Here is a 23,282-nt window from a genome sequence, read left to right on the forward strand (position 1 = left end):
TCTTGCCTCTCTTCTAATCCAAGAAGCGCAAATAGAATACGATCAATCGATTCAAAACAAAAAAGTAAAAACAAAATATGATTATAAAATTAATAGAAATATCGCGATCGGCATTCTAAAAGGAGAACTTCCAAGGTTACTTTCTGGTACTGAACCGATGAACTCCGTTTTTGATGAAATGAAAGCCGAACTTTTAAAACATCGGCTACCTGTCATTCCAAATAGAACCTTCAATAGAAAACATAAAGTTCGAAAACGTAAGTTTGAAATCTATTACGGCAGAGTCTCTTAAATTGACAGCATTGCGCTATGGATCGCGAGATTGGGTCCGGGGGTTTCCGCAAAAAAATCCCCCGGAGAAGGGGTAGCGGAATACCGAGCTTGTTTGAAAGATTAGATATTGCTAAATTAGAGAAACAGAAAGCTCGGGATGAAGCGAGGGGAAAACCTTCCCCGCCTAACATCTGCTTCGAGATGTTAGCGGTTAGGAATGAGAAGAGAATATTTCGGATTGTTCCTTTCCGGAAATTTGTGCGGAACGGAAATCAGATCCAAAAGAGGATCTGATTTCATTTGTCTTCTTTGTTGTGAAGTTTTCTTACGTAACGATTGAATCGTCAGACCCACAACCGTTCCCGCTCGGAAAAAACTACCCGAGCAAGAGGCCCTTAGTTTTCGGTGTAGAGTCCGAAGTGTCGGGACGAAGCAGTTGTACATCCTCCCGTCGAACAAGCGACCATAGCCGCCGTGATCTTCCCGTTCACGGACCGTGCGATCATCACCAAATTATCGTTGGCTGCCAGCGGCATTCCTCCTCCGGCGTTACCAAACGTCGTGGAAGGCGAGATACCGTTCGCGAATACGGGAACGTTTGTGGATGAGTTGCCGTTGTTTTGAGCCGCCAAGGTTCGCGCATCGATGTTCACGCCGGTACAAACTCCGTTCAAACAAGTGAACTTGCCGCTTACAAAGGAATCAACGGTCGCTGCATTGGCTCCTCTCAGGTTGTCAAAGCCGAGTAACGTCTTTCCGTTGAAAATTCCGGAACCGTTTAACGAAGTATCCTTGGCCAATCCGAAAAAGCCGCCTTTGTCCGTACCCATATCCAGAATGAGAACACCCGTCGAAGAGACGAACGCCGTTTCACCGGTATTCCATACGACCTTACCTTCGGTGCAGATGCCGTTATTGAGATTCACCGCCGTACCCGCGCCACCCAAAGTTGTAATCGTTCCGGCAATAAATTTCTGGTTGGTTCCGGTAATCGTCAGAGTACCGTATCCTCCTTGGAATGCGCCCACCGCGTCTCCGAACATGGCTTGAACCATGTTGAACGTTCCGGTCACTTCGGCGCAGTTCGAACTCTTTTCCGTGTACACTTCCGCACGCATGGCCGTCACGGGAGCGCCGCCCGCGTTCGAATAACCGCTGATCGGTGTGGCCAGAAGCCCCACGCCCGCAATGGGAAGTGCGAACCCGCCTTGTGTATAGGTCGGTGCGGACATAAGGGAGATGAAAGGACTCGTTGTATAAGTGGCTACCTGCCCTGAGATTTTTTCGTTGGTCGTAAGGTTCGTAAACGAAAAATTCCCGAAGTTGGCTTTTACCATATCTCCGATCATAACGTCTCCGGGACTTTTCGTTCCGCCATACGATAGGGCCGCGGAATTATTTGTCGAAGATCCGGCTAATAAGGCCACCAAAGCCCAGAGAGTCGTGGAATCGTCATTGTCCTTCTTACAATTCAAAACGGCCGCGTAAAGGACAACAAGAGCGACTAAAAAACGAGTAAAGGGTGAAATAAAAAGATGATTCATAAAGTGGCAGAGTCGGCAATATCGTAACATTGACAATCATTAAAGGGAGATGCTTCCCCAAAAACTTTTACCACGATAAACAATCGTAACTTTTTACCGAGACAAATTGACACACCTTTGAAACTTGTAAATCAAACGTCGATAGAACTCTGAACAACCTCTCCGGTCGAAGCGAAGCGCACGAATGTGTATCAAAAAAACGGATGAACATGGAATTCAGACATCGGAGAAAATAAGACGGGGTTTTAGAACAATATCGTAAACGCTTATCTTTCAGTTCAGGGGTTTCAAAACGTAGGGATCACCCGGAACGTCTGCGGGTTTGAACGTTTTATATTTTTCTAATGAATCCGCGAACTTGTTTTGCAGAAGTCCGACTTCCTCCGATTCTCCCAAACCGCTTTGGCCCGTGTCGGAAGTAAGCTCGACGATCTTATCCAAGTAGAGTTTACACGCTAAGAGATGAGTTCTATAATCGGATGGATTGAGTCGGATCGCGTCCCTTGTAAGTTTTACGGAAATTTCGAAATACGAGTCCGATTTTTTCCGATCCGCGGAGTTACGAGTCGGAGTTTTACCGAGTTTGGAATTCTCCCGATAAAGATAATAGTAAGTTAAAGCGGAGTGGATGAGAAGTTCCGAATCCGATCGAGTCAGTTTGAACGCTTCCCGAACGACTTCCATCGATTTGGAAAGAATGGAACCGTTTTTAAAACCTTCCGTTTCGTATTTATGATTTAAGAAGTCGATGTATTCCGTATAAAACTCGAGTTCTTCCTGAGAGTTCCCGAACCGTTTTCTGTTTTTCCAAGCCATAGAAAATTCGGAACCGGCGGAAACGTAAGCCTCTCCGGTTTTTTTATAAAGAAGTCCCAAACGGAAATGACCCATCGGCGAAGAAGGATCCAGGCTGATCGTATGTTTGTAAGAGCGGATCGATTCCGCGATTTCGTTTCTGGAAAGATGGTAATCTCCTTTTTTCCTTTCGACGATCGCGGGTTCGATTTTTTCCGAAACCAAAGGAGCCGCCACCATCAGATGTTTATCTTTTACAAGTCCGAGGTGACCGATTCCTCTCGCTCTTTTGCCGATAAAGGAAGTTTGAAAGATGGACTTGATTTCGATCTGCGCGACTATGTTACCGTTTTTGTAATTCTTATGATCGAAGTCTTTTTCGATGAGATATAAGGTTTGTCCCACCCTGAGTCCGGGATCGAAATTGATCTTAATCGTGACCAAGTCGAGTCTCGTATCGACTCCGATATCGAGATTCTTATTTTTTCCTTCCTCTTCGATCGGCTTTACTTTATCATAAAGTACGGTTTCGCCCACAAGAATCATCTTTTCTTTTTCCGGTTTTCCCGGATCTCGGAAAGCGTAGACGAGTTCTCTCGCATCGACTTTCCCGAAGACTGAGTTCAAAAGAAGGATTACAAAAAAAATTCGAAAGGATCTCACCTTACAAAGATCGGCCGATCTTTCCAACTCGCCTCGAAAAAAGATTCGTTCGGAATAGGACCGAATCTATGGGAACTACCGCGTTCTAGTGGTTAGGGGGTTATGTAACATCCTAGAAAAAGTTGTCATAAAAAGTCGGGTCGGAACTACACAAAACCGGGACTCATATTCGGACGGTTTATTTTTAAAAAGCGAAAACGCCGGCTCTTAGCGAAGTTAAGATGAACCATCCGGGTAACTAAAGTGGCGCCGCTCCCTAAGGGTCGCAGCGCCAGGATGAGTTTAGGAGCGTCCTTCACTTTAGTTTTCTGCGACTCAGGGAAACTTAGGTCGCTTTCGGTCTCCGGCGTTTAAGGACTTAAATCCTCAAAAGAAGAAAGAATGGGATGGGAATGGGAAGGTTGCGGATAATTTCCGGGACGTACAAGAATCGCGGTTTTGAGATTCGCGGTTTTTGCGGCGTCCGCTTCCTCTTTGATATCGGTGAAAAATAAAATCTTATCGGGCGCCGTTTCGAGTTGTTCCGCGATCTTAAAATAACTCGAGGATTCTCTTTTCCCTCCGACTCCGGTGTCGAAGTAAGCGGAAAAATATCCGGTCAAGTTGCCAAAATTTGAATATTCAAAAATTAATTTCTGAGCCTGAATACTTCCGGAGGAATAAACTGCCGATTTTTTTTTGGCGGATTGAATTCTTTTTAAAAACGAAGGGACGTCCGCAAACAAGGAACTTTTCAGTTCTCCGTTTTCATAACCGTATTTCCAAATCCTACCCTGAATCTCTTTCAAAGGACCGCTCTTACGATCCAGCGAGACGAGATGTTTGCAATAGTCGCTCAGAATTCGGGGAGAAACCGAAAGTTTTTCGGAATCTGTAGAATCGTTTGTTCCTCCTTCGAACTTTCCTACTTTGATTTTCTCCCGATATGTCGTATCGTTTGTTCCTTCTTCGATCAACTTATCGATCCATTCTTTCTCCAGGGAGTTCGATCGAAAAAAAGAATCGAACTTATCGACCGAATACGGAAATAAAACTTTATGAACGAACTCGATGGGAGTCGTGGTCCCTTCGATGTCGAAAAGATAAACGTCAAAAGTTCCGATGTCCATGTTCAATTAGATCGCCTCTTTGATTTTTTTGGCTTCCGAGACCAGATATTCATGTACGTCTTTCTCGTCCTTTTCAAAATTTTTCAATACGATCAACCAGAAAAGGGCGCAGGGAATCCAAAAAAGAACGGAGATGGAAAGTCCCAGAGAACGATCTCCCGGAGTCAGACCCAAAATCACGGCGCTCATCGCGGGTCCGAGTCCTTTTCCCAAGTCGTCGGTGAGATTGTAAAGCGCGAACATACTACTTCTGTTTTTTGGAATATTCACGTTAATTAATGTAGCTCTGACGTTCGGACCCGTAACCGAGATGATAAAACCCGCGACTATGTTGATTAGGATAAAAAGCCCGGAGTTTGCGATATTTTCCGCCTTTAAAAGATAGATACATGGAAAAACTCCGAGTAGGATGCTGGACATACAAAAAACGGGAAGATATCTTTTGTTGTAGTTGTAGATTTTTTGTCCGATAACTCCGCCTAAAAACGTACCGGCAAAAACACCGATTGCGGCATACGTTAAAAGCATCGTCGCGGTCGCCTTATCGAGATGATACGAGGTTTCGTAATAATCGACCAAAAAAACGAAAAAAACTCCCCAGGGAACACAACCCGGAATACCCTGAAGGAAGATTCCTATGTTCGTTTTGTTTTGGAAAAGGAGTCTAACGTCGCTCCAACGAAGATGAAAATTTTCCTCGGAAAATTTATCCGCGATTCCGGACCATTCCGATTCTCCGCCGCCTCGGATCGGCTCCTTACAGAAAATCCAATAGATGATCGCAAAGAAGAAAGAAGGAATGGAAAGATAAATAAAACTCGCTCTCCAACCGTTGATCGGGTCCGCGTTACCTAAAATTCCTCCGAGAAGTTGGCCGACTCCGAGACCGATTCCCATCGAAAGAGAAACGTAAGCCGCGGCGGTGGATCTGGATTTGTCCGAAAAATAATCGCCGAGGACCGTAAAAAGAAGGGGAAAAATTCCTCCGAGACCGAAACCCGTAAGAGTTCTGTAAATTACAAATTCCGAATAATCGGTCGCAAAACCCGAAAGAAAACAAGGAACCTCTCCCAAAAAAACGGAAAAGAGGATGAGTTTTTTTCGAGAATACTTTTGGGATAAATAACCCATGCTAACGGATACGGCTCCGCCTAAGATGAAGAATAGGATCGGGATCACCCCTCCGATATACCAATCCACGTCTTTCGGATCGACCAGACCGAAAGAAGCTCCGATGTTTTTTAAGTTAGGCGCGATTAGATTCTGATCCGCGAAAAGGAAAAAGGCCATTCCCATAATCATCCAGAACGCTAAAATCGCGTTCCATCCGTGATTTGCCAATTCTCCCAATCCGAAAAAGCGAAGAAGACTTTTTTCCGAGGGCCTTTTTTCCATAATTTCTCCGGTGTTTATAGAACGGCGAGTTCGATGTTTCCAATTTCCAATACGAAAGCGATTGGCATTACATAACGTGAGTTCGACTTAAGAAAGTTTGGGCGAATCCAGCCTTGGCAAGGCCAAGGCTGGACCGCGCTTTTCGTTCCAATTCCTTCGGAATTTCCACTACAATCGCTTTCGCATTTGTTATACCGAATTCACATAATGTAATGAAAGCGAGCGGCAACACGACTCCCATTCTATAAGTTTTAAATTTTTCCCTTTTTAGGAAACGAAACCAAACAATGAAGGAAGCTGAGAAAACTCAAGGAAACTTTAACATCGATTTTTGAATTCGGACTTTCGGTTCGAATCGGCACAACCGGACAACGAGACATATACGTAACTTCGATTTTGTTTTACGGAAAAACGATATCGGATGAAAAAAAACCGTTTTTAGTCGGTTTTATAATATTTAGTTGACCCGTATGGTTTTAATGATTCTTTTCTTCCAAACAAATCGGATTTAGCAATGACCTTTCATCATAAAGAATTCCACATTCTATCCAGTTCCGATAAATCAAAATTATATTGCCAATCCTGGACGAGACCGAACGCCAACCGATTGATGATTTTTCATCACGGTTTTGGAGAACATAGCGGGCGTTATACGAACTTACTTCGTTACTTTGTAAAAAGCGATATCAACTTCTATTCCTTCGATATGAGAGGTCACGGAAAGTCGGAGGGAAAACGAGGGCACGCGGATTCTTTCGATTTATACGTAAGAGACCTGGCCGATTTCGTTTCCGAGGTTCTCCAAAGGGAACAAAAAGATCGTTTTTTTCTTTTAGGACATTCACTCGGCGGAGCGGTGACTCTTCGATATTCTCAGGAAGGGATCAATCAGGACAACATCCTCGGGTTGATTCTCGGTTCTCCCGCTCTGATCGTGAAAATGGATTTTAATAAAAAACTCAAGAAATTTGCCGCGAGTCTTTTAAGCAAAATCTCCCCTTCAACCATAGTGGATGCGGAATTGGATCTTAACTATCTTTCCCACGATCCGGACGTGATCGAGTCCTACAAACAGGATCCTCTCGTTCACGGAAAGGTTTCCCTCAGGATGGGGACGGAACTTTTGGAAATCGGACCTAAACTGATCAAAAAGGCGAATGTACTTCGATGCCCGGTTCTGATTCTTCACGGACAAGACGACGGACTTGTGGACGTAAAAGGATCGACGGAACTTTATAAAAATCTAATTTATAGAAATAAAAGAATCAAAATTTATCCCGGATTTTATCACGAGTTGATGAACGAATTTCCGGAACATAGGGAAATGGTGTTGGGCGATATTCAGACTTTTTTAGAAACCATTCAAAGAGAAAAAATCGATTTGGATTCTTCCTTAAAGTTGGAAAAGAAAACGCCGGGAAAGAAAAAAAACGTTGTTTCGAATTCTTAAGATTTCGAATATTTCTCTCTAAAACGGCTGCCGATCCCTATAAAATTGAATACCGTTAATTTTTATCGCAAAATACCGTTTTAATGCAAAATATTAAATACTTTTTATATAGTTATAAGTAAGAACGAATTTCGACTCAGACACGGTTTTCATTCCATTCAAAAAAACTAAATCGCTCGCTCAAAGATTTTCGATCGATAGAAGTTTACGATCGTCCTTGTGGGAAATGACGACTTCCAATTTTAAACCGCTTTTGGAACCGGATTTTCTGAACATTCTTTCCAAAAAACTTTCGGACGATTTTACCTTACAATCGGGAGGAAGGGAATCGATCGCCTCGTCCTTCAATCGAAACCTTTCGAATTCGATTTTGCCCGGATGCAAAGTTCTTTCGGGAATCTCCCAAGTCTTATCCAGACAATTGAGACCGTCTTTTCCACTTAAGAGAATTCTAAAGTTCCAAGTCGGATCCGGAAATCGGATTTCGGCGGAACTGTTTTCGTTTTTCATAAACAAGAAAAAGGTCGGAAAACCGTCCTTACCTTCCCGACTGGATTTGACGTACAAGGTAGTGGATTCCATTTTCAACTTGGAAGAAGAGGATTGAATCGTAAACGCGCCGGGGTTCAACGTCCTTGCGACCATGCCGATCACTAAAACGACTAAAACCAAATTTAAGATAAAAACCAAACGTACTCTCGAAAATCTGCCTCCGCCGGAATGTTTTCTACTTTCTTCCAGGAACTTTCTAAATTCTTCCGGAGAACGGGAATGATAACCGCCGCCCATTTCAATTTCCTCCCTTTGTCAGTAGTTTACGAATTCCGGATGCGGTTGGAAAACCTTTTGATTTTTTCGCGGCACGGGTCAGCAAAGAAAATGAAAGTTGAACCGTTTCGGAAATTGTAAAACCTCTCGAAAGAAAAAAACAAAGAATACCGGCCAACAGATCGCCCGTTCCCATCACGGCCAATTTCGGCTCGGGTGTTTCCCAAAGGAAAACGCAGCCGTTCGAGTCTATTAGAAAAGAGGAATGTCTTTTCCACAAGAGATTCGTTTTGAAGTTCCGAACGTATTCTTTCGCGAGGGAAATTCCTTGTCCGATCGATTTTATTTTTGTGTTTAAAAGGACTTCCAATTCTCCCGTATGCGGGGTCATCAGGACTTTTTCGTGTAACACCGTATTGGCGTAGGTTTGGATCGCTCCCGCGTCCAAAACGCAGAATTTTTCTTTTGGTAAGTCGATCGCCGGGCATTCCTGCGTATTTAAACCCGGGCCGATAAGAAAGACGGAAGCTTTTTTAACGAAAGGAAGATCCATCATTTTCGAAACTTCCGGGATCGTATCCGCCATCATGGAAGGATCTTTTTTTAAAACGGCCCGAACCGTTTTTTCGGACGGCGTTAAAAGCAGTGAAATTCCGCCGCCTAACTCGTGAAAGGCGAACAAGGAAGAGAGAGCCGCTCCCGACATCCCCCGGGAACCTCCGATTAAAACCAAAGAACCGTTTTTGTATTTATGGGAATCCTCTTCCCTTCCGATTGTCTTTTTTAAAATTCTAAACGGGATTTTTTTCCAAAGGATTTTGTTCTTTCGATCTTTTTCCTCGTTTTGTTTTTCGTCCGTCGCGGGTTCTAATTCCGAGTTTTCGTTTTTTTTCGGCGGTATGAAGTTGATATCTTCGTTTTGCGGAATTTCATTTTTACTTACGTTAGATTCCTTTTCCTTTAGGTCGGCTTGATACGGATTTTTTCCGACCGGAAAACCTATTTTGTGAAACGTTTTCCGTACTTTGCCGGGTAAAAAACGGTTTTTCCATTTTTTCATACCAATTTCGGCTAACGCGTCCGTTTCAAAAGGAAGTGGAAAATCCTCCTGAAAGCCGGATACGACGTCGATGCTGAGGATAAAAATTCTTTCCGGATTTTTTCGTTTGTTTTCTGCAATTTTGGAGACGACGACCTCAACGGGACTTTTTAAAGGAAAACGAAAACCGGTTCCGAGTAACGCGTCTACGAGAAATATCGTTTCGCTTCCGGGTAAAATTTCGAAACGTTCCAGAGGTAAAATATTACCTCCCGAATTCAAATACGCATTTTTATAAAATTCGGATTCTTCCGACAAGCCGCCGTCTTTCAGATAAACTTCCGGTTTTAATCCTTCTTGGATCAAAAAGAATGCGAGAGCGAGTCCGTCTCCTCCGTTGTTACCGTTCCCGCAGAGGATTCGAACTCGGTCGTAACGACCGATTTTTTTTTCGTATTTTTGATAGATGGAAAGGGCTGCAAAACCCATAAAGTGCGAACCGGAAATTCCCGTCGATAAAATCGTCTTTCGATCCAGATCCCCGCTTTCCTCGTCGTCAAACAGGGATTCTGAATATTCGAAAAACTTTATTTCCATTTATGGACTTCCAGATAACCGGACTTGATCCTCGCGGAATAGATTTCGTCGTTTAAGTCCATCCACGTTTCTCTCCAAAGACCTCTCGGAGGAAGATAGTTGAGTCGGATGTTGTTGACGTGAGTTCCGTCGTCGTCGTGAACCTGAAGCCGGATCGAACTTTCCTCTTCGTTTTCGGTTTCCCAAACGAAAAAATTATGATCTTTTAAGATCCAATATAAGGATTCCGACGGATCTTGGATTTCTTTGAGAAGAATTGCCGCCTTGGTTTCGAAGTCGTACTTGAAGATTTTGCGCGACTTGAATCTGGAACTTTTTTTATCGAAAACGCTGAACGATGCGACTGCGTATTTTCCTTCCAGATGCGGAAGGATCGTTTCCAATCTCGCCTGTGTGGTTTCCGTATCGGAAATGACTTCCGAAAAGTCGGAGGCGTTAACCGATCGAAGTAGGGCGCCGTTTTCGTATGCGGAAAGTTTCATTTCTCCGTTTTGTTTATGAAACACAAACAAAAGATCGTCCTCTCCCGCTTCCATCCTTTCGATATAACCGAACGGAGTGTTCCCGGAAATCCCTTCCACATAGATCGTGTTCAATAATTTCCCTGCGTCCGAAAAATGAAGAATCGCGGATGGAATCGCTTCTTTATATTCCGTATCAAACGATCCGCTCTTTTTCAAAAAGATATCTTCGGTTGTCGGATCTGTTTTGGGTGGTTCCTCTTTTCCTTCTTTTCCCGCTCTGGATTGAAGATAAATTTCCTCGTCGGCGTTAACCGCCACGAGTCCTATCTTTCCGATTTTCGCCGAAATCAATTTGTATTTATCTCCGACTTTTTCTTTGAGAGTTCCCAAGATGAATTTTAATTCTCCATCCGTGGAAAATACTTTCAACAGAGACTGATCGAAGTCGGGAACGTAGATTTTACTGGAAACAACCGGAATCGTCTGAGGCAGATTGGTCGGAACTCCGTTTGAAATTTTCGCCTGAACGTCGGAGAGAGTGTTTCCCAATTTGATTCTACCGTAAAGATACGAATTGTAATTATCCACTTTGAAACGAGTACAACTTAGAATCGATGTCCCGATCAAAACGATCCCGAAGAGAAAAATTCGGGTTCGTATTTTTATACCGAAATGAATGCTGAAATTGGAATGGAGATTTCTCATGAAAGCCTGTTATCCGATCGGAACTTGGAATGTAACGATACCATTCCAACACATTGATTGGAAAACAAGCAATAATCCTTGGGATTTCTTAAGGCCCTTAGAACGCCGGGTTTTTTTACTTTACACCGTAGCTAAATTTGAATAGTTTGATTAGGATATCAGGAAAAATTCATTCATTTTTGAGTTTTCTCTCTAAGGCCGGGGTTTGACAGTAAACAGGGAAGAAATCAGTGGTATTTTGGATGGCGTCCTGTTTTTGCCTGTTAAGCTGTACTCATTAAAGGTCAACCAAAGGCCTAACCACTCGTTGATCGAGGTTGTTTTGGACAATCTTGAACATCCGTATGGTTCAGTCAGCCTTCTGGAATGTGAGCAAGTTTCCAGAAAACTGAAAGAAGAGTTAGAACGGATCTCACCGGATCTGGATTATACTCTTAAAGTTTCCTCCGCAGGGGCGGAAAGGAAATTGGATCTTCCGGGAGACCTGGATCGTTTCCGGGGTATCCCGGTTCGTCTGGTTTTTCAATCCGGAGAATCAGAAAAGCCCCAGGAAGGAATTTTTCGGATCGTGAATCGGGACGGTGATCGGTTGATTCTGGAAAAATTCCAAAAGGGAAAAAAAACTGCCGTAAAAAAGCAGACGACCCTGGACCTCAAGGATATACTGAAAGGGAATCTTTACGTAAGTATTTGATATGGCAGTTAAGAAGACACAATCGGAAGGAAATCTGTTGGAGGCGATCCAACAATTTTGCGCGGACAAATCCCTCGATCGGGAAGCCGTTATGGGAGTCATTCGTGATTCTCTCATAACCGCCTATAGAAAAAAGTCCGGCCTCGAAGGTTTGGAAGAATCCGAAGAATCGGAAACACCTTCTCCGGTTACGGTGGAGTTTGCCTCCGGTAAAGACAGCGTGGTCATCGCAATCGCAAAAAAAGTTGTCGAGGGAACTCCTTCATCCGCCCTCGAAATCGGTTTAGAAGATGCTAAAGCGATCGACACATCCGCAGAGATCGGTTCGGTCGTTTCTTTCCGTGAAAAACCGGTGGAACTTTCACGAATCATCTCCAGCCAAGCCAAACAGATGGTCTTTCAAAGACTGAAAGATATGGAGAAGGAACTTCTCTATAACGAGTATAAGGCGAAAGAAGGAGAGCTTACTCACGGTTATTTCCAGAGATGGAAAAAAGACGCGATGAGCATCGATCTTGGAAAAGTAGAAGGCATCATGCCTCGTCGCGAGCAGAGCCCGGGTGAAAAGTATCACAGCGGGGACAGACTCAAAGCAATCATTCAAAGAGTGGAACTCCGTCCGAGAGAACCGATTCCGGTCATTACTCTTTCGAGAGCGTCCGCAGACTTCGTTCGTAAACTTTTCGAAATGGAAATTCCCGAAATTTACGACGGTCTTGTTGAAATCATCAACGTAGCCAGACAACCTTCCATCCGCACCAAAGTTGTAGTACGCGCAGCCCGTGGAGACATTGATCCCGTCGGCGCTTGCGTCGGGATGAAGGGAGTTCGGATTCAATCGATCGTAAGAGAACTCGGAAACGAAAGAATCGACATCGTAGAAGCATCCGACGACGCGTCCGAGTTTATCGCGAATGCGATTTCTCCCGCCAAACCCGTGGAAGTAAAGGTCGACGGTTCCGGCAGAGAGGCGATGGTAGTCGTTCCGGACGATCAACTTTCTCTTGCGATCGGGATCAACGGGTCCAACGTAAAACTCGCGTCTCAGTTGGCGGGTTACAAAATCGATATCAAAACCGTGGCACAGTACAACGCGGAACTTGCGTCTCCGGAAGCGAGGGAAAGGTTGGAAAGACTTTTCTATACGCCTTCGGAAGAATCCAAAGTTTCGGTTGCACAAGAAGAAGAGGAGGAAGAATTGACTCCTCTCGAAGATCTTCCCGGTCTCTCGGCCCGTATCGTCGGGATTTTGAAGAGCGAGGGAATCAAGGATCTGGAAACCCTGATCGAATACAGCCAAGACGATCTGGCAAAACTGCAAGGAATCGGTCATACGACAGCCGGACAGATTCTCAAATTACTCCGAGAATCCGTAGAATGGGTGGAGGATAACTGAAAAACCCGAATGGGTTTTTCAGAGAGCCGGAGTCTTGAGTACTTCGGAAAGCCAGGGAATCAATTATGGAAGATAAAAATAAGACGATCAAGGAAACGCTCCAGGGCGCGGCAGATGCGGGAAAACGCAAAAAGCTGATCATAAAAAAGAAAGGGGACGAAAATTCGTCCTCCTCTCCCTCTGCGTCTCCTAAGAAAGAAACGATTGCCGAATCCGCTCCCGCAAAGCCGGTAACTCCATTGCCTTCCAGAGGCGATTCCGGCCAATCGCCGATCGTTCGCCCTGCGCCTTCTGCCTCCAAAGAAGTGAAATACGAGGAGCCGAGAAGACAAGACGCCGGTTCCGTTAGACCTCCCCGAGATAAAGATTCCCAAGGACGACAAGGTGGAGATTCTTCTTCCTATCCAACCTCTCGTTCTCCTTTTCAAAAAGAAGATTCCAATATTATCGTATCTAGGCCGATTGCCAGACCGGCTCCTAGACCTAATTCCGGCGGCGGTTACCAAGGCAATCGCGGTCCGGGTGGGCCAGGTCAGGGCGGTGGTTATCAGGGCAATCGTGGTCCTGGCGGTCCGGGTCAAGGTGGCGGTTACCAAGGGAACCGCGGACCAGGCCAAGGCGGCGGCTACCAAGGCAATCGGGGTCCGGGTGGTCCGGGGCAGGGTGGCGGTTATCAGGGTAATCGTGGTCCGGGTCAAGGCGGTGGTTACCAAGGCAATCGGGGTCCGGGTCAACAAGCTGGACCGGGAAATCGTTTCGGCGGTAGTGGTCCGGGAAATCGTTCCGGTGGTCCGGGTGGACGCCCGATGCCGATTACTTCTGCGGAAGTCGAACTTTCTCAAGCGAGAGGTGCGGCCGGCGCGAGCAAGAAGAAGGGACACGATAAGGAAAAAACTTCCTCCGATAAGAGAGATTTTTCCGGCGCGGAAAACACAAAATTTTTCAAACAAAGATTTAAAAAGACCAAGGTCGTGGGTGTTTCCGGAATCTCCGTTCCGAAAGAAATTACAGTATTAGAAAATGTGCAAGTAGGCGAACTCGCCAAAAAGATGAACCTCAAACCGGGCGACGTCATCGGAAAACTCATGAAGATGGGAATGATGGTGACGATCAACAATATCATCGACGCGGAAACCGCGGGCCTTTTGGCGGATGAATACGGTTGTAAGGTAAAAGTCGTTTCTCTTTACGAAGAGACCATCATCGAAGAAGAAAAAGACAACGAAGAAGATTATATCAACCGTCCTCCGGTTGTTACCATCATGGGTCACGTCGACCACGGTAAAACGAAATTACTCGATACGATTCGTAGAAGTTCCGTGATCGATACGGAATCCGGCGGAATCACGCAGCATATCGGTGCGTATCAGGTAAGAACCGCGCGCGGTCTCGTTACATTCTTAGATACTCCGGGTCACGAAGCGTTTACTTCGATGAGAGCCCGAGGAGCGAAGGTTACGGACATCGTAATTCTGGTAGTCGCGGCGGACGACGGCGTAATGCCTCAAACACTGGAAGCGATCAGCCACGCAAAGGCTGCGGAAGTTCCGATCATCGTTGCCATCAACAAGATCGACCTTCCGTCCGCAAATCCGGATAAGATCATGCAAGAACTTGCCAACCACGGTCTTCAATCGGAAGAATGGGGCGGGCAAACGATGTATGTCAAGATCTCGGCTCGGGAAAACATAGGAATCGACAAACTTTTAGAAGTGATTCTTCTCCAAGCGGAAGTTATGGATCTCAAATCGAATCCAAAACGAAGAGCCAAAGGAACGATCATCGAAGCAAAACTCGATCCGGGTCGCGGTTCGGTGGCAACCGTACTCATCCAGAACGGAACGCTTCGTGTGGGAGATCCTTTCGTTGCGGGAATTTTCTCCGGTCGCGTAAGGGCGATGTACAACGATCTCGGACAATCGATCGAAGAAGCGGGACCTGCGTTCCCGGCTCAGGTGACCGGTATCGACGGGGTTCCGGATGCGGGCGCACCTTTTGACGCGATGGCGGATGAAAAAGAAGCCAGAAATATTTCTCAACATAGAATCGAGTTCGAAAGAATCGGAAACGCAGGCGTAGCAGCGGGATCCGCTCCTAAGGTCACTCTTGAGAACATGAACGAGTTTATCAAACTCGGCGCATTGAAAGAACTCAAGGTGATCATCAAGGCGGACGTTCGCGGTTCTGCGGAAGCGATCAAAGAATCCTTGGAAAAACTTTCCACTCCGGAAGTGAAACTGAACGTAATCCAATCCGGCGCGGGTGCGATCGTGGATATGGACGTTATGCTCGCTTCGGCTTCCAATGCTCTCATTATCGGATTTCACGTTCGTGCAAATCCTAAGACGATATCTCTTGCGGAAAAAGAACAGGTTCAGATCAAGTATTACAATATCATCTATCAAGTTGTGGATGAGATCAAACTCGCGATGGAAGGACTTCTCGAACCGGAAAAAATCGAAGAAGTGATCGGAACTGCGGAAATCAGAGAAATCTTCAAAGTATCCAAGGTCGGAAACATTGCGGGTTGTATGGTCACTTCCGGAAAAATTGCCAAGTCCGCGAATGTCCGCGTAATCAGCGACGGAGTTACGAAGTTCGACGGAAAACTGAAATCTCTCAAACGGGTCAAAGACGATGTGAACGACGTCGTGTCTGGTTTCGAGTGCGGGATTCAAGTGGACGGATTCAACGACTTCAAGTCCGGAGATATCATCGAAGCTTACAATGTCACCGTAATCAAGCGAAAGTTGGAATAGGAACATCGGACTGTGAATCCGATCCGGAGAAAAAAAGTCGAAGCGGAAGCGGTTCGCACCGTTGCGATGATGATTCTATCGGGTAAGATCAAGGATCCGAGAGTGCATATGGTTTCGGTCCACAGGGCCGAGATCTCCGATGACGGAAAGAATATGCGGGTTTTTGTGACCGCGATTTGTACGGACAAAAAAAAGTTAAAAGTATTAGCCGGACTCAACAGCGCCGCGGGCGTATTTCAAACGACGTTGTCCGGAAAGTTAGGACTTAGGATCACACCCAGAATGCAATTCCTCTGGGATGAGGAATATATTCAGAGTTTGGATGAATCACTCAGGCTTACCAGAAAACCCACAAATCCGGACTGAGTCCGGATTCTTACTCATTCACAAACCCGAGGGAATGACTTCCTCGGATCTTGTCGTAACCGCTCGTAAAAAACTCAGATTCAAAAAAGTCGGTCATACCGGAACCCTGGATCGAGCCGCGAGCGGACTCATGATTCTCCCCATCGGAAGCTGCACGAGTTTTTCCAGTGTCTTTTTGGAAAAAGAAAAATCCTACGAGGCTTGGGTCAGACCGGGAGAATCCACCGACTCCGGCGACAAAGAAGGGGAGATCTTGGAATCCCTTTCGAGGGAACAAACGGAAAGCTGGTTCCGGGAACATCAGGAAAAGCTAAAGGGTTTGTTTGGAGAAGTTCCGACCTGGGAAACCCAGGAAGCTCCGGAAGTTTCCGCGCTCAAGGTAAACGGAAGGAGAAGGTCGGATCTCTTTCGGGAAGGGGTCGCGCTGGTTCCCGCGGTTCGAAAAATCAAAGTGTATCAGTACGAACTTGGGATTTTTTCCCCCGAATCCATCTCCTTTCAGATCCGAGTTTCCGCCGGAACGTACATCCGAAAGATCGTAATGGATATTTCCGATCGCGCCGGTTTTCCGCTTCGTTTGGAAAAATTGGTTCGTACGAGCATCGGCAAACTGAATCTGGCTCAGGCGGATTCTTACGAAAATCTTTTGGAAGGAAAGGTCAAGATCCACGCTCCCGAATCGATCTTGGAATTTCCAACCGTGGAAATTCCGAGTACGGAAGTGAAAAACGTACTCAACGGTAGAAAGATAAGTTTGGAATGGATTCCCGGGTCGGAGTTCCTCTTGGTTTCGCCGGAAGGTGAGATTCTTGCTTGGTGCAAAAAAGAAGAACACGGGATTCATGAGTTAGATTATAAATATTTAAGAGTCTTTCCTAAAAATTAGCTTTAAAGCGGTTCTATTGCCTGAAAAATGGTAAAAAGGTATATTCACGATATGATAGCTACTGAACGAAAAAAAACAATCATCGGTAATTTTGCCCGCAAAGCGGGTGACACGGGTTCCACCGAAGTGCAAGTCGCTCTGATCGATGCGAGAATCAAAGAACTCAACGAACATTTCAAGTCTCATAAAAAAGATTTTCATTCTAAAACCGGTCTTTTAAGACTCGTGAGCAAAAGAAAAAAACTTCTGGATTATCTCAAAAGAACCGAATTAGACCGTTATAAAAAACTGATCGAAACTCTCGGACTCCGTAAGTAAGCGAGTCAGCCATGACACATACAATTTCCGGCCAATACGGTCGTGATTCTATCGTTTTAGAAACGGGCAACTGGGCTAAACAAGCTCACGGAGCCGTCGTTTATAAATCTGGAAATTTAGTTTTACTCGCCACCGTTTGTGCGGCCGAGGATGCAAAAGAGGGACAGGATTTTTTTCCTCTTACCTGCGAATATACCGAAAAACTTTATTCCGTCGGTCGTTTTCCGGGCGGTTATTTCAAAAGAGAAGCCAAACCCCCCGAGCACGAAATTTTAACTTCCAGAATCATCGACAGACCGATCCGCCCCTTGTTTCCGGAAGGTTATTTTTGTGAAGTGCAATTGCAAGTGCAGGTGCTTTCCGCGGACGGAGACGTTTCGGTTGCGGGTCACGCGTTAAACGCGGCCAGCGCTGCATTAGCGGTTTCTGATATTCCATTCAACGGTCCGATAGCGGGCGCCAGAATCGGAAGAGTCAACGGAGAGTTGATCTTAAATCCGACTACCAAAGAACTCGCAAATTCCGATTTGGATCTGGTCGTTGCCGGTACTAAAACTCATATCGTAATGATCGAAGGGGAAGCGAAGGAACTCAGCAACGAGGAAATGCTCGCCGCGCTTCGTTTTGCCCAAAAATATATCGCTGAGTTTGTAACTCTTCAGGAAGAATACGCCAAAAAAATCGGCGTAACAAAAAGAGAAGTAAAACTTAAGACCAGAGATACGGACCTTCTCGCGAAGGTGAAAGAATACGCGTTTGCGAAACTCACGGCCGCCAATCAAACTCCCGATAAAACTTCCCGTAATAAAGAAATTTCTAATGTAAACAAAGAAGTCGTAGAATTTTTCAAACAAACCGTGGAAGAATCCGACAAGATCAAGGATATCAAAGCGTATCTTCACGAATTGGAATATGAAATCGTTCGCGAACAGGTCCTCACAAAAGGAACTCGTTTCGACGGAAGAAAGTTAGACGAAATTCGTCAGATCTCCGTGGAAGTGAATCCTCTTCCGGGTCCGCACGGCTCCGCCGTTTTTACCAGAGGTCAGACTCAGTCTTTGGGAGTTGTGACTCTGGGAACGGGTTCCGACAATCAGAGATACGAAACCCTGGAAGGACAAAAAGAAAAGTCCTTTATGCTGCATTATAACTTTCCCGCGTTTTCGGTGGGTGAGGTCCGTAGATCTTCCGGTCCGGGAAGAAGAGAAATCGGTCACGGAAATTTGGCGGAACGCGCTCTCAAATTGGTTCTTCCTAAACCGGATGAGTTTCCTTACGTTATTCGCGTTGTGTCCGAAATTTTAGAATCCAACGGTTCCAGTTCGATGGCGTCCGTTTGTTCCGGTTCTCTCGCGCTGATGGCTGCGGGGGTTCCGATCCAAGGAAGTGTGTCCGGAATCGCGATGGGACTTTTTTCCGATTCTTCCGGTAAGTTTGCGGTTCTTTCCGATATCGCCGGTCTCGAAGACCACTTCGGTGATATGGACTGCAAGATCGCGGGAACCAGAAAGGGAATCACCGCCTTTCAGATGGATCTGAAAGTAACCGGTGTGAGTTTCGACGTTTTGGAAAACGTATTCACTCAAGCTCAAAAAGGTAGATTCCATATTTTGGATATTATGGAGAAACATATCTCCAAGGCATCTTCAACGTTAGCCGGAACGGCGCCGCGTATCATTGTAAGAAATATTCCGAAAGATAGAATCGGCGAGTTGATCGGGCCGGGCGGTAAGAACGTTCGCGGAATCAGCGAACTTACCGGAGCGGAACTTTACATCGAAGACGACGGTCGCGTAACCATTTCCGGTTCGAACCAAGAATCTGCGGAAAAAGCCGCGAAGATGGTCGACGGTTTTTTCACGGAAGTGGAAGTCGGTAAGATCTACGAAGGAAAAGTAAAACGGATCGCGGACTTTGGTGCGTTCGTGGAAATTCTTCCCGGAAAAGAAGGTCTCTGCCATATCTCTAAGATCGATTTTAAAAGGGTAAATTCCGTAAAAGACATCGTCAAAGAAGGCGATATCATTCGAGTGAAAGTTTTAAACGTCGATAAGACCGGAAAAATCGATCTTTCCAGAAAAGACGCTCTCGAAGAAGAACAAGTATAAGAATTTTCTAATATCCCTTGGAGCCGGAACCTTCACAATTCGTTCATAGAAAAGTTCTGCCCGAGGGTATCACGGTTCTCTTTCAAAAAGCTCCGCATACGGTCAGCGTATCGGCTGGAGTTTTTGTCCGTGTCGGTTCCCGGCACGAATCCTCCAAAAACGCGGGTTATTGTCATTTTTTAGAGCACATGCTCTTTAAGGACACGGCTAAACGAACCGCAAAACAACAGGCCGAGGACATCGAACGTGTGGGCGGTTTTACAAACGCCGCCACTTCCAGGGAATACACTTACTTTCACGTTAGCGTGGCGGCAAAACATATCGGTCTCGGTTTGGAATTGTTATCCGAAATGATCTATGAGCCTTTGCTGAAACAATCCGACATTGAAAACGAAGCGGGTGTAATCTTGGAGGAACTTCAGGGTTACGAGGATTCTCCCGAGGATTATATTCACGATTTCTACTATCAGAATTTTTTTCCCAAGAACTCCTTAGGTCGGGACATCATCGGAACGAGAGAATCCATCGGCGGTGTAAGTCATAAAAGTTTATTAGATTTTTATGATACGTATTATCATACGGAAAATATGTTCCTTTCCATTTCGGGGAACTTTGAACCCGACGAGATTTTTGCGATCGCCGCGAAACATTTTAATCAATCCAGAAAGAAAAGGAAAAACGGCGGCGAACTTTCCTTACCCAAAAAAAAATGGGGTTACTTTCCGAAAAAGAAAAAGTTGGAACAGGTTTATTTCATTTTAGGCGGGCAAGGGTTTGCGAGAGAATTTCACAACGCTTCTAAGGCGAGTTTGTTCACGCATATCTTAGGCGGTGGTACTTCCTCCCGACTCTTTCAAAAGGTGCGGGAAGAGAAGGGGCTTTGTTATCAGATCACCGCGTATCCTTCCTCTTACAAGGACGTGGGAATCAATAGTATCGTTTGTTCCACCTCTAAGGATAAGTTCATCACTTGTTTGGAAACGATCTCCGACGAGATCCAATCGATTTTGGATCGGGGTATCACCGAAAAGGAACTTTTGGATGCGCAGACCAATCACGAAGGAACTCTTTCGATCAGTTACGAACAGACCGAGTCTCGTATGAACACGATCGCTTTGATGGAACTCTATTACGGTAGGAATTATTCCTACGAAGAAAGAGTCAAAGAGATCTATTCCATCACTCTGGACGATCTCAACGATTTTGCAAAATCCGTTTTTGGAATTCCCAAACTGCATCTTTCCGCGTTAGGCAACCTTGGTCTCAAAGAAGAGAAGGTCGTTCAAAGAATTTTTTCTTTGTAATTATAATATTCTAATTTTTGCATATTGGAACATTTATGACGCGTTCCAAAATCCTATTATTCTTTATCAGAAAGATCAAGCTGCAAGAATCTGTCTCAGTTTTGGGACCGATTCTTATATGAGTTAACGGGAAGGACGTCCTGCAAAAACAAGCGGCGACATTGCCGACTTATGCCTATGGAACCTTCGCAAAAATCGGTATCGAATCGGCTAATAGCAATTTTATACATCAGAAACTAAAACAGACCTTGCATTTGATTTACTTTCAAAACTTTGATAGGGACTGGGCGCTGCGATCCCCAAAAAAAGATCGTGAAAATATGAAAATTCCATTGGTTATTTTAACGTGAGTTCGATATAACAAATGCGAAAGCGATTGTAGTGGGAATTCCGAAGGAATTGGAACATTATGTTGCGACCGCAGGCAGCAACATTGAGTTCAAGCGCGGTCGCGAGCCCATTTTAGCTATGAAATTCGCGAGCTGCGGAGCGACCCGTCGGGAGCGAACGCATTGAGTTTCTTATTCGCCCAAGATTTCTTACGTCGAATTCGCGTTATTTTAATATTTTTATATTATAAAAAAATAAAATAATAAATTTTATGAACACAATGATCTAATGGATTTATATCATGCGCTATATATTTGTCCAAAAAATTCATATAAGATCATGGTTTTTCCCGACGGATGCATCAGTCGCTTGATGATATGAATTCTTCTTTTGTAATTAATACCGAGCAGTCCTTAATTTTTTTTTCCGATTCTTTAAGTCTGATAAACTACGGTCTCTGACTACGCCCCTTCGTTTCGTTCGTAGTCTCTAATGTATAACTATATAATAAAGTACCTAATATTTTGCATTGAAACCGTTTTTTGCGATAAAATTAAACGGTACTCAATTTTATGGGAATCAATAACGACTCTGAATTCGTTTCGACTTAAGGCGTTGCGAGCGGTTCTAAGAATGTTTCCGGGACTAAAAAAGTTCGAAAATCGTATTGTCCGGATGGCATAAAGATAAGTTTGGAATCGTATGCATAGCATACTCCCTCCGGTAGGAACTCCGGATGCGGAAGCCGCGACAAATGTATGTACAACGAATTTGCGTGTGTGGTCCAGAAATGAATTTCCCGCCGCCTATGAAACCCTCAACGCGTTAGACAACGGTTTGGCCGTATCCGTAGGAAACGTAAGGCAAAGCGCTTTTTTTTCCTTGGCAAATGGTGCGTGGAATCCGGGACCTCTCTTAAACCTGAATAGACATAAACCCGCGGCGGCGGCCATTTCCGTTTCCAGGGTCCTGATTTCGGGAGGATATGACGAGAGTTGGTACGAAATGGACACCGTTGAAATTCTGGATACCGCGGGAACTCAGGTTTTTGATCCCATTACCGGAGACGTTATCGGCGATACTCGACATATAAACGCAAATTCAATGAATACCCCTCGAGGCGGACATGTTTTGACTGTGCTCGCGGACGGAAGGTTGCTTGCAAGCGGCGGGACGTTGTTTGTAGGAGATACAAGAGCGGAAATTTATAATCCCGCAACCGGGCAATGGACCGAAACAGGACCGGTTCAGGCGGCAAGAATCTATCATACGTCGACTCGTTTGAATGACGGCCGAGTGATGGTTGTAGGCGGGATCGGTTCCACAGGTGGTGCGCTCGCTTCCACTTTGATTTATAATCCCCAGACCGATCAGTGGGTAGACGGTCCGTCCTTAATCCAATCTCGAAACGCACATACGGCGAACCTGTTGCAGGACGGTCGTTTGTTGATCGCGGGCGGGGATTCGGCCGGGCTCTATAGACAGACGATTGAAATTTACGACCCGAATACGAACGACTGGACATTATTACCGATGCCCGGACCTCGAACGGAACACGGGGCTTATTTGGAAGGAGACGGTTCTGTCGTGATCGCCGCCGGTAGGAACTCCGGATTAGTAATGTCCACGCTTCGTTATGCGCCGAACACGAATACGTGGTGTCGTTTGCCGAACATGCCGAGCGACTGGGGGGGAATGGTTGAACCGATTGTGCTTCCTTTGCCCGGTGGGGGAGCTACGTTTAGCGGAGTACGTTCTTTAAGATAGGAGTTTGCTATAAAAAGCCGTGTCGAGAACCCGGCTTTTCGTGCCGCGTAAAATGTCGTATTATTCAGAGACGACGTTTTAAGACAGCAAGATCTTCTTTAATCTTTTCACGACTTCGTTTTGCACTTTGTTTTTTATCCCAATTCGATCTACACGCATCTTTCGCCTAATCTTTGTTCTGCGCTTTTGAATCGACTTCGTCCTGTGCGGATTTATTTTTCTCGTAATTCCATAATCCGTAACTTTTCGTCCAACCGCCCGTTTTGTAACGAAACCAAACGTGCAGCGAAAGTGATACAACGAGAATAAATAACAAAAGCGGGCCTAGAAATCCACTTTCCCAAAAAAAATACAGGATACAAACGAGCATAACGTATTTAAAAATTCGAAACCACGGAGGTTGAGCGTTTTTAGAAAATGCGACTTCAACTTCTCTTCGAACCGCTTTGAAAAAAGACATTGGGCTTTGTACTCCATCCCTTTTATTTTGAATTTAAATCCGAATTTTGCCCGATTTCCGAACGAAGACAATCGACTCCATCTTCTTTTTTG

Annotated in this window: 18 protein-coding genes and 1 pseudogene; 11 read left to right on the top strand and 8 right to left on the bottom strand. The window is 45.2% G+C overall.

The features are described 5' to 3' along the window. Window positions 1-292: hypothetical protein (locus LEP1GSC060_RS00200; RefSeq protein WP_002993370.1), on the top strand; the 292-nt coding region annotated here is incomplete at its 5' end. A 376-nt stretch (window positions 293-668) separates the two neighbouring features. Here the strand turns inward: LEP1GSC060_RS00200 and LEP1GSC060_RS00205 are convergent. The 4 genes from LEP1GSC060_RS00205 to LEP1GSC060_RS00220 all read right to left on the bottom strand — a co-directional run bounded on the left by LEP1GSC060_RS00205 (window position 669) and on the right by LEP1GSC060_RS00220 (window position 5,779). Beyond that, on the bottom strand, window positions 669-1,817 hold the full coding sequence (locus tag LEP1GSC060_RS00205; RefSeq protein ID WP_002993406.1) for a hypothetical protein: 1,149 nt from the start codon (window positions 1,815-1,817) through the stop codon (window positions 669-671). Window positions 1,818-2,090: 273 nt separating this feature from the next. Next, window positions 2,091-3,341: a hypothetical protein gene (locus tag LEP1GSC060_RS00210; protein WP_420805468.1), complete on the bottom strand. Its 1,251-nt coding sequence runs from the start codon at window positions 3,339-3,341 to the stop codon at window positions 2,091-2,093. Window positions 3,342-3,625: 284 nt separating this feature from the next. Beyond that, window positions 3,626-4,384 carry an acireductone synthase gene (gene mtnC, locus LEP1GSC060_RS00215; RefSeq protein ID WP_002993364.1) on the bottom strand — a complete coding sequence of 253 codons (759 nt, stop codon included), beginning with the start codon at window positions 4,382-4,384 and terminating at the stop codon, window positions 3,626-3,628. A 6-nt stretch (window positions 4,385-4,390) separates the two neighbouring features. Continuing rightward, a complete protein-coding gene (locus LEP1GSC060_RS00220) occupies window positions 4,391-5,779 on the bottom strand; it encodes an MFS transporter (RefSeq protein WP_002993415.1) in 1,389 nt (462 codons plus the stop codon). 514 nt (window positions 5,780-6,293) lie between these two features. Here LEP1GSC060_RS00220 and LEP1GSC060_RS00225 point away from each other — a divergent pair. Continuing rightward, window positions 6,294-7,229 (top strand): alpha/beta hydrolase, encoded by a 936-nt coding sequence (locus LEP1GSC060_RS00225; protein WP_002993369.1) that lies wholly within the window; start codon window positions 6,294-6,296, stop codon window positions 7,227-7,229. Window positions 7,230-7,409: 180 nt separating this feature from the next. Here LEP1GSC060_RS00225 and LEP1GSC060_RS00230 read toward each other — a convergent pair whose 3' ends face one another. From LEP1GSC060_RS00230 to LEP1GSC060_RS00240, 3 genes are read right to left on the bottom strand one after another with little or no spacing between them, the layout of a single operon-like run. Then, the gene (locus LEP1GSC060_RS00230; protein ID WP_002993409.1) at window positions 7,410-8,018 is read right to left on the bottom strand and encodes a hypothetical protein; all 609 of its coding nucleotides are present in this window, start codon (window positions 8,016-8,018) and stop codon (window positions 7,410-7,412) included. Window position 8,019: 1 nt separating this feature from the next. Further along, the gene (locus tag LEP1GSC060_RS00235) at window positions 8,020-9,633 is read right to left on the bottom strand and encodes a bifunctional ADP-dependent NAD(P)H-hydrate dehydratase/NAD(P)H-hydrate epimerase (RefSeq protein WP_002993381.1); all 1,614 of its coding nucleotides are present in this window, start codon (window positions 9,631-9,633) and stop codon (window positions 8,020-8,022) included. Further along, window positions 9,624-10,802, bottom strand: a complete 1,179-nt coding sequence (locus LEP1GSC060_RS00240; RefSeq protein ID WP_002993384.1) for an LIC_12708 family protein — start codon at window positions 10,800-10,802, stop codon at window positions 9,624-9,626. The genes LEP1GSC060_RS00235 and LEP1GSC060_RS00240 overlap by 10 nt, the downstream gene beginning before the upstream one ends. A 205-nt stretch (window positions 10,803-11,007) precedes the next feature. Here LEP1GSC060_RS00240 and rimP point away from each other — a divergent pair, with 205 nt between their 5' ends. From rimP to LEP1GSC060_RS00290, 9 genes and pseudogenes are all read left to right on the top strand, one after another. Next, a complete protein-coding gene (gene rimP, locus LEP1GSC060_RS00245) occupies window positions 11,008-11,496 on the top strand; it encodes a ribosome maturation factor RimP (protein WP_080634477.1) in 489 nt (162 codons plus the stop codon). A 1-nt stretch (window position 11,497) separates the two neighbouring features. Then, window positions 11,498-12,892 (top strand): transcription termination factor NusA, encoded by a 1,395-nt coding sequence (nusA, locus tag LEP1GSC060_RS00250; RefSeq protein ID WP_002993356.1) that lies wholly within the window; start codon window positions 11,498-11,500, stop codon window positions 12,890-12,892. A 65-nt stretch (window positions 12,893-12,957) separates the two neighbouring features. After that, window positions 12,958-15,651, top strand: coding sequence for a translation initiation factor IF-2 (infB, locus tag LEP1GSC060_RS00255; protein WP_002993405.1), 2,694 nt, complete (start codon window positions 12,958-12,960; stop codon window positions 15,649-15,651). Window positions 15,652-15,663: 12 nt separating this feature from the next. Continuing rightward, window positions 15,664-16,017 carry a 30S ribosome-binding factor RbfA gene (rbfA, locus tag LEP1GSC060_RS00260; RefSeq protein ID WP_002993402.1) on the top strand — a complete coding sequence of 118 codons (354 nt, stop codon included), beginning with the start codon at window positions 15,664-15,666 and terminating at the stop codon, window positions 16,015-16,017. After that, window positions 15,974-16,903, top strand: coding sequence for a tRNA pseudouridine(55) synthase TruB (gene truB / locus LEP1GSC060_RS00265; RefSeq protein WP_036094891.1), 930 nt, complete (start codon window positions 15,974-15,976; stop codon window positions 16,901-16,903). The genes rbfA and truB overlap by 44 nt, the downstream gene beginning before the upstream one ends. 51 nt (window positions 16,904-16,954) lie before the next feature. Then, entirely contained in the window at window positions 16,955-17,221 is a 267-nt protein-coding gene (gene rpsO, locus LEP1GSC060_RS00270; protein WP_002993382.1) for a 30S ribosomal protein S15, read from the top strand. 11 nt (window positions 17,222-17,232) lie between these two features. Beyond that, on the top strand, window positions 17,233-19,329 hold the full coding sequence (gene pnp, locus LEP1GSC060_RS00275) for a polyribonucleotide nucleotidyltransferase (RefSeq protein ID WP_002993375.1): 2,097 nt from the start codon (window positions 17,233-17,235) through the stop codon (window positions 19,327-19,329). 17 nt (window positions 19,330-19,346) lie between these two features. Continuing rightward, a complete protein-coding gene (locus LEP1GSC060_RS00280) occupies window positions 19,347-20,633 on the top strand; it encodes a M16 family metallopeptidase (RefSeq protein WP_002993395.1) in 1,287 nt (428 codons plus the stop codon). A 1,044-nt stretch (window positions 20,634-21,677) separates the two neighbouring features. Then, window positions 21,678-22,730, top strand: a pseudogene (locus LEP1GSC060_RS00290) (Kelch repeat-containing protein); the annotation flags it as partial. Window positions 22,731-22,896: 166 nt separating this feature from the next. On the opposite strand, the gene LEP1GSC060_RS00295 reads toward LEP1GSC060_RS00290, so the two are convergent. Continuing rightward, window positions 22,897-23,190, bottom strand: coding sequence for a hypothetical protein (locus LEP1GSC060_RS00295; RefSeq protein WP_002993400.1), 294 nt, complete (start codon window positions 23,188-23,190; stop codon window positions 22,897-22,899). Window positions 23,191-23,282: the final 92 nt, after the last annotated feature.

The sequence above is a fragment of the Leptospira weilii serovar Ranarum str. ICFT genome (genome assembly GCF_000332415.1).
GTDB lineage: Bacteria > Spirochaetota > Leptospiria > Leptospirales > Leptospiraceae > Leptospira > Leptospira weilii_A.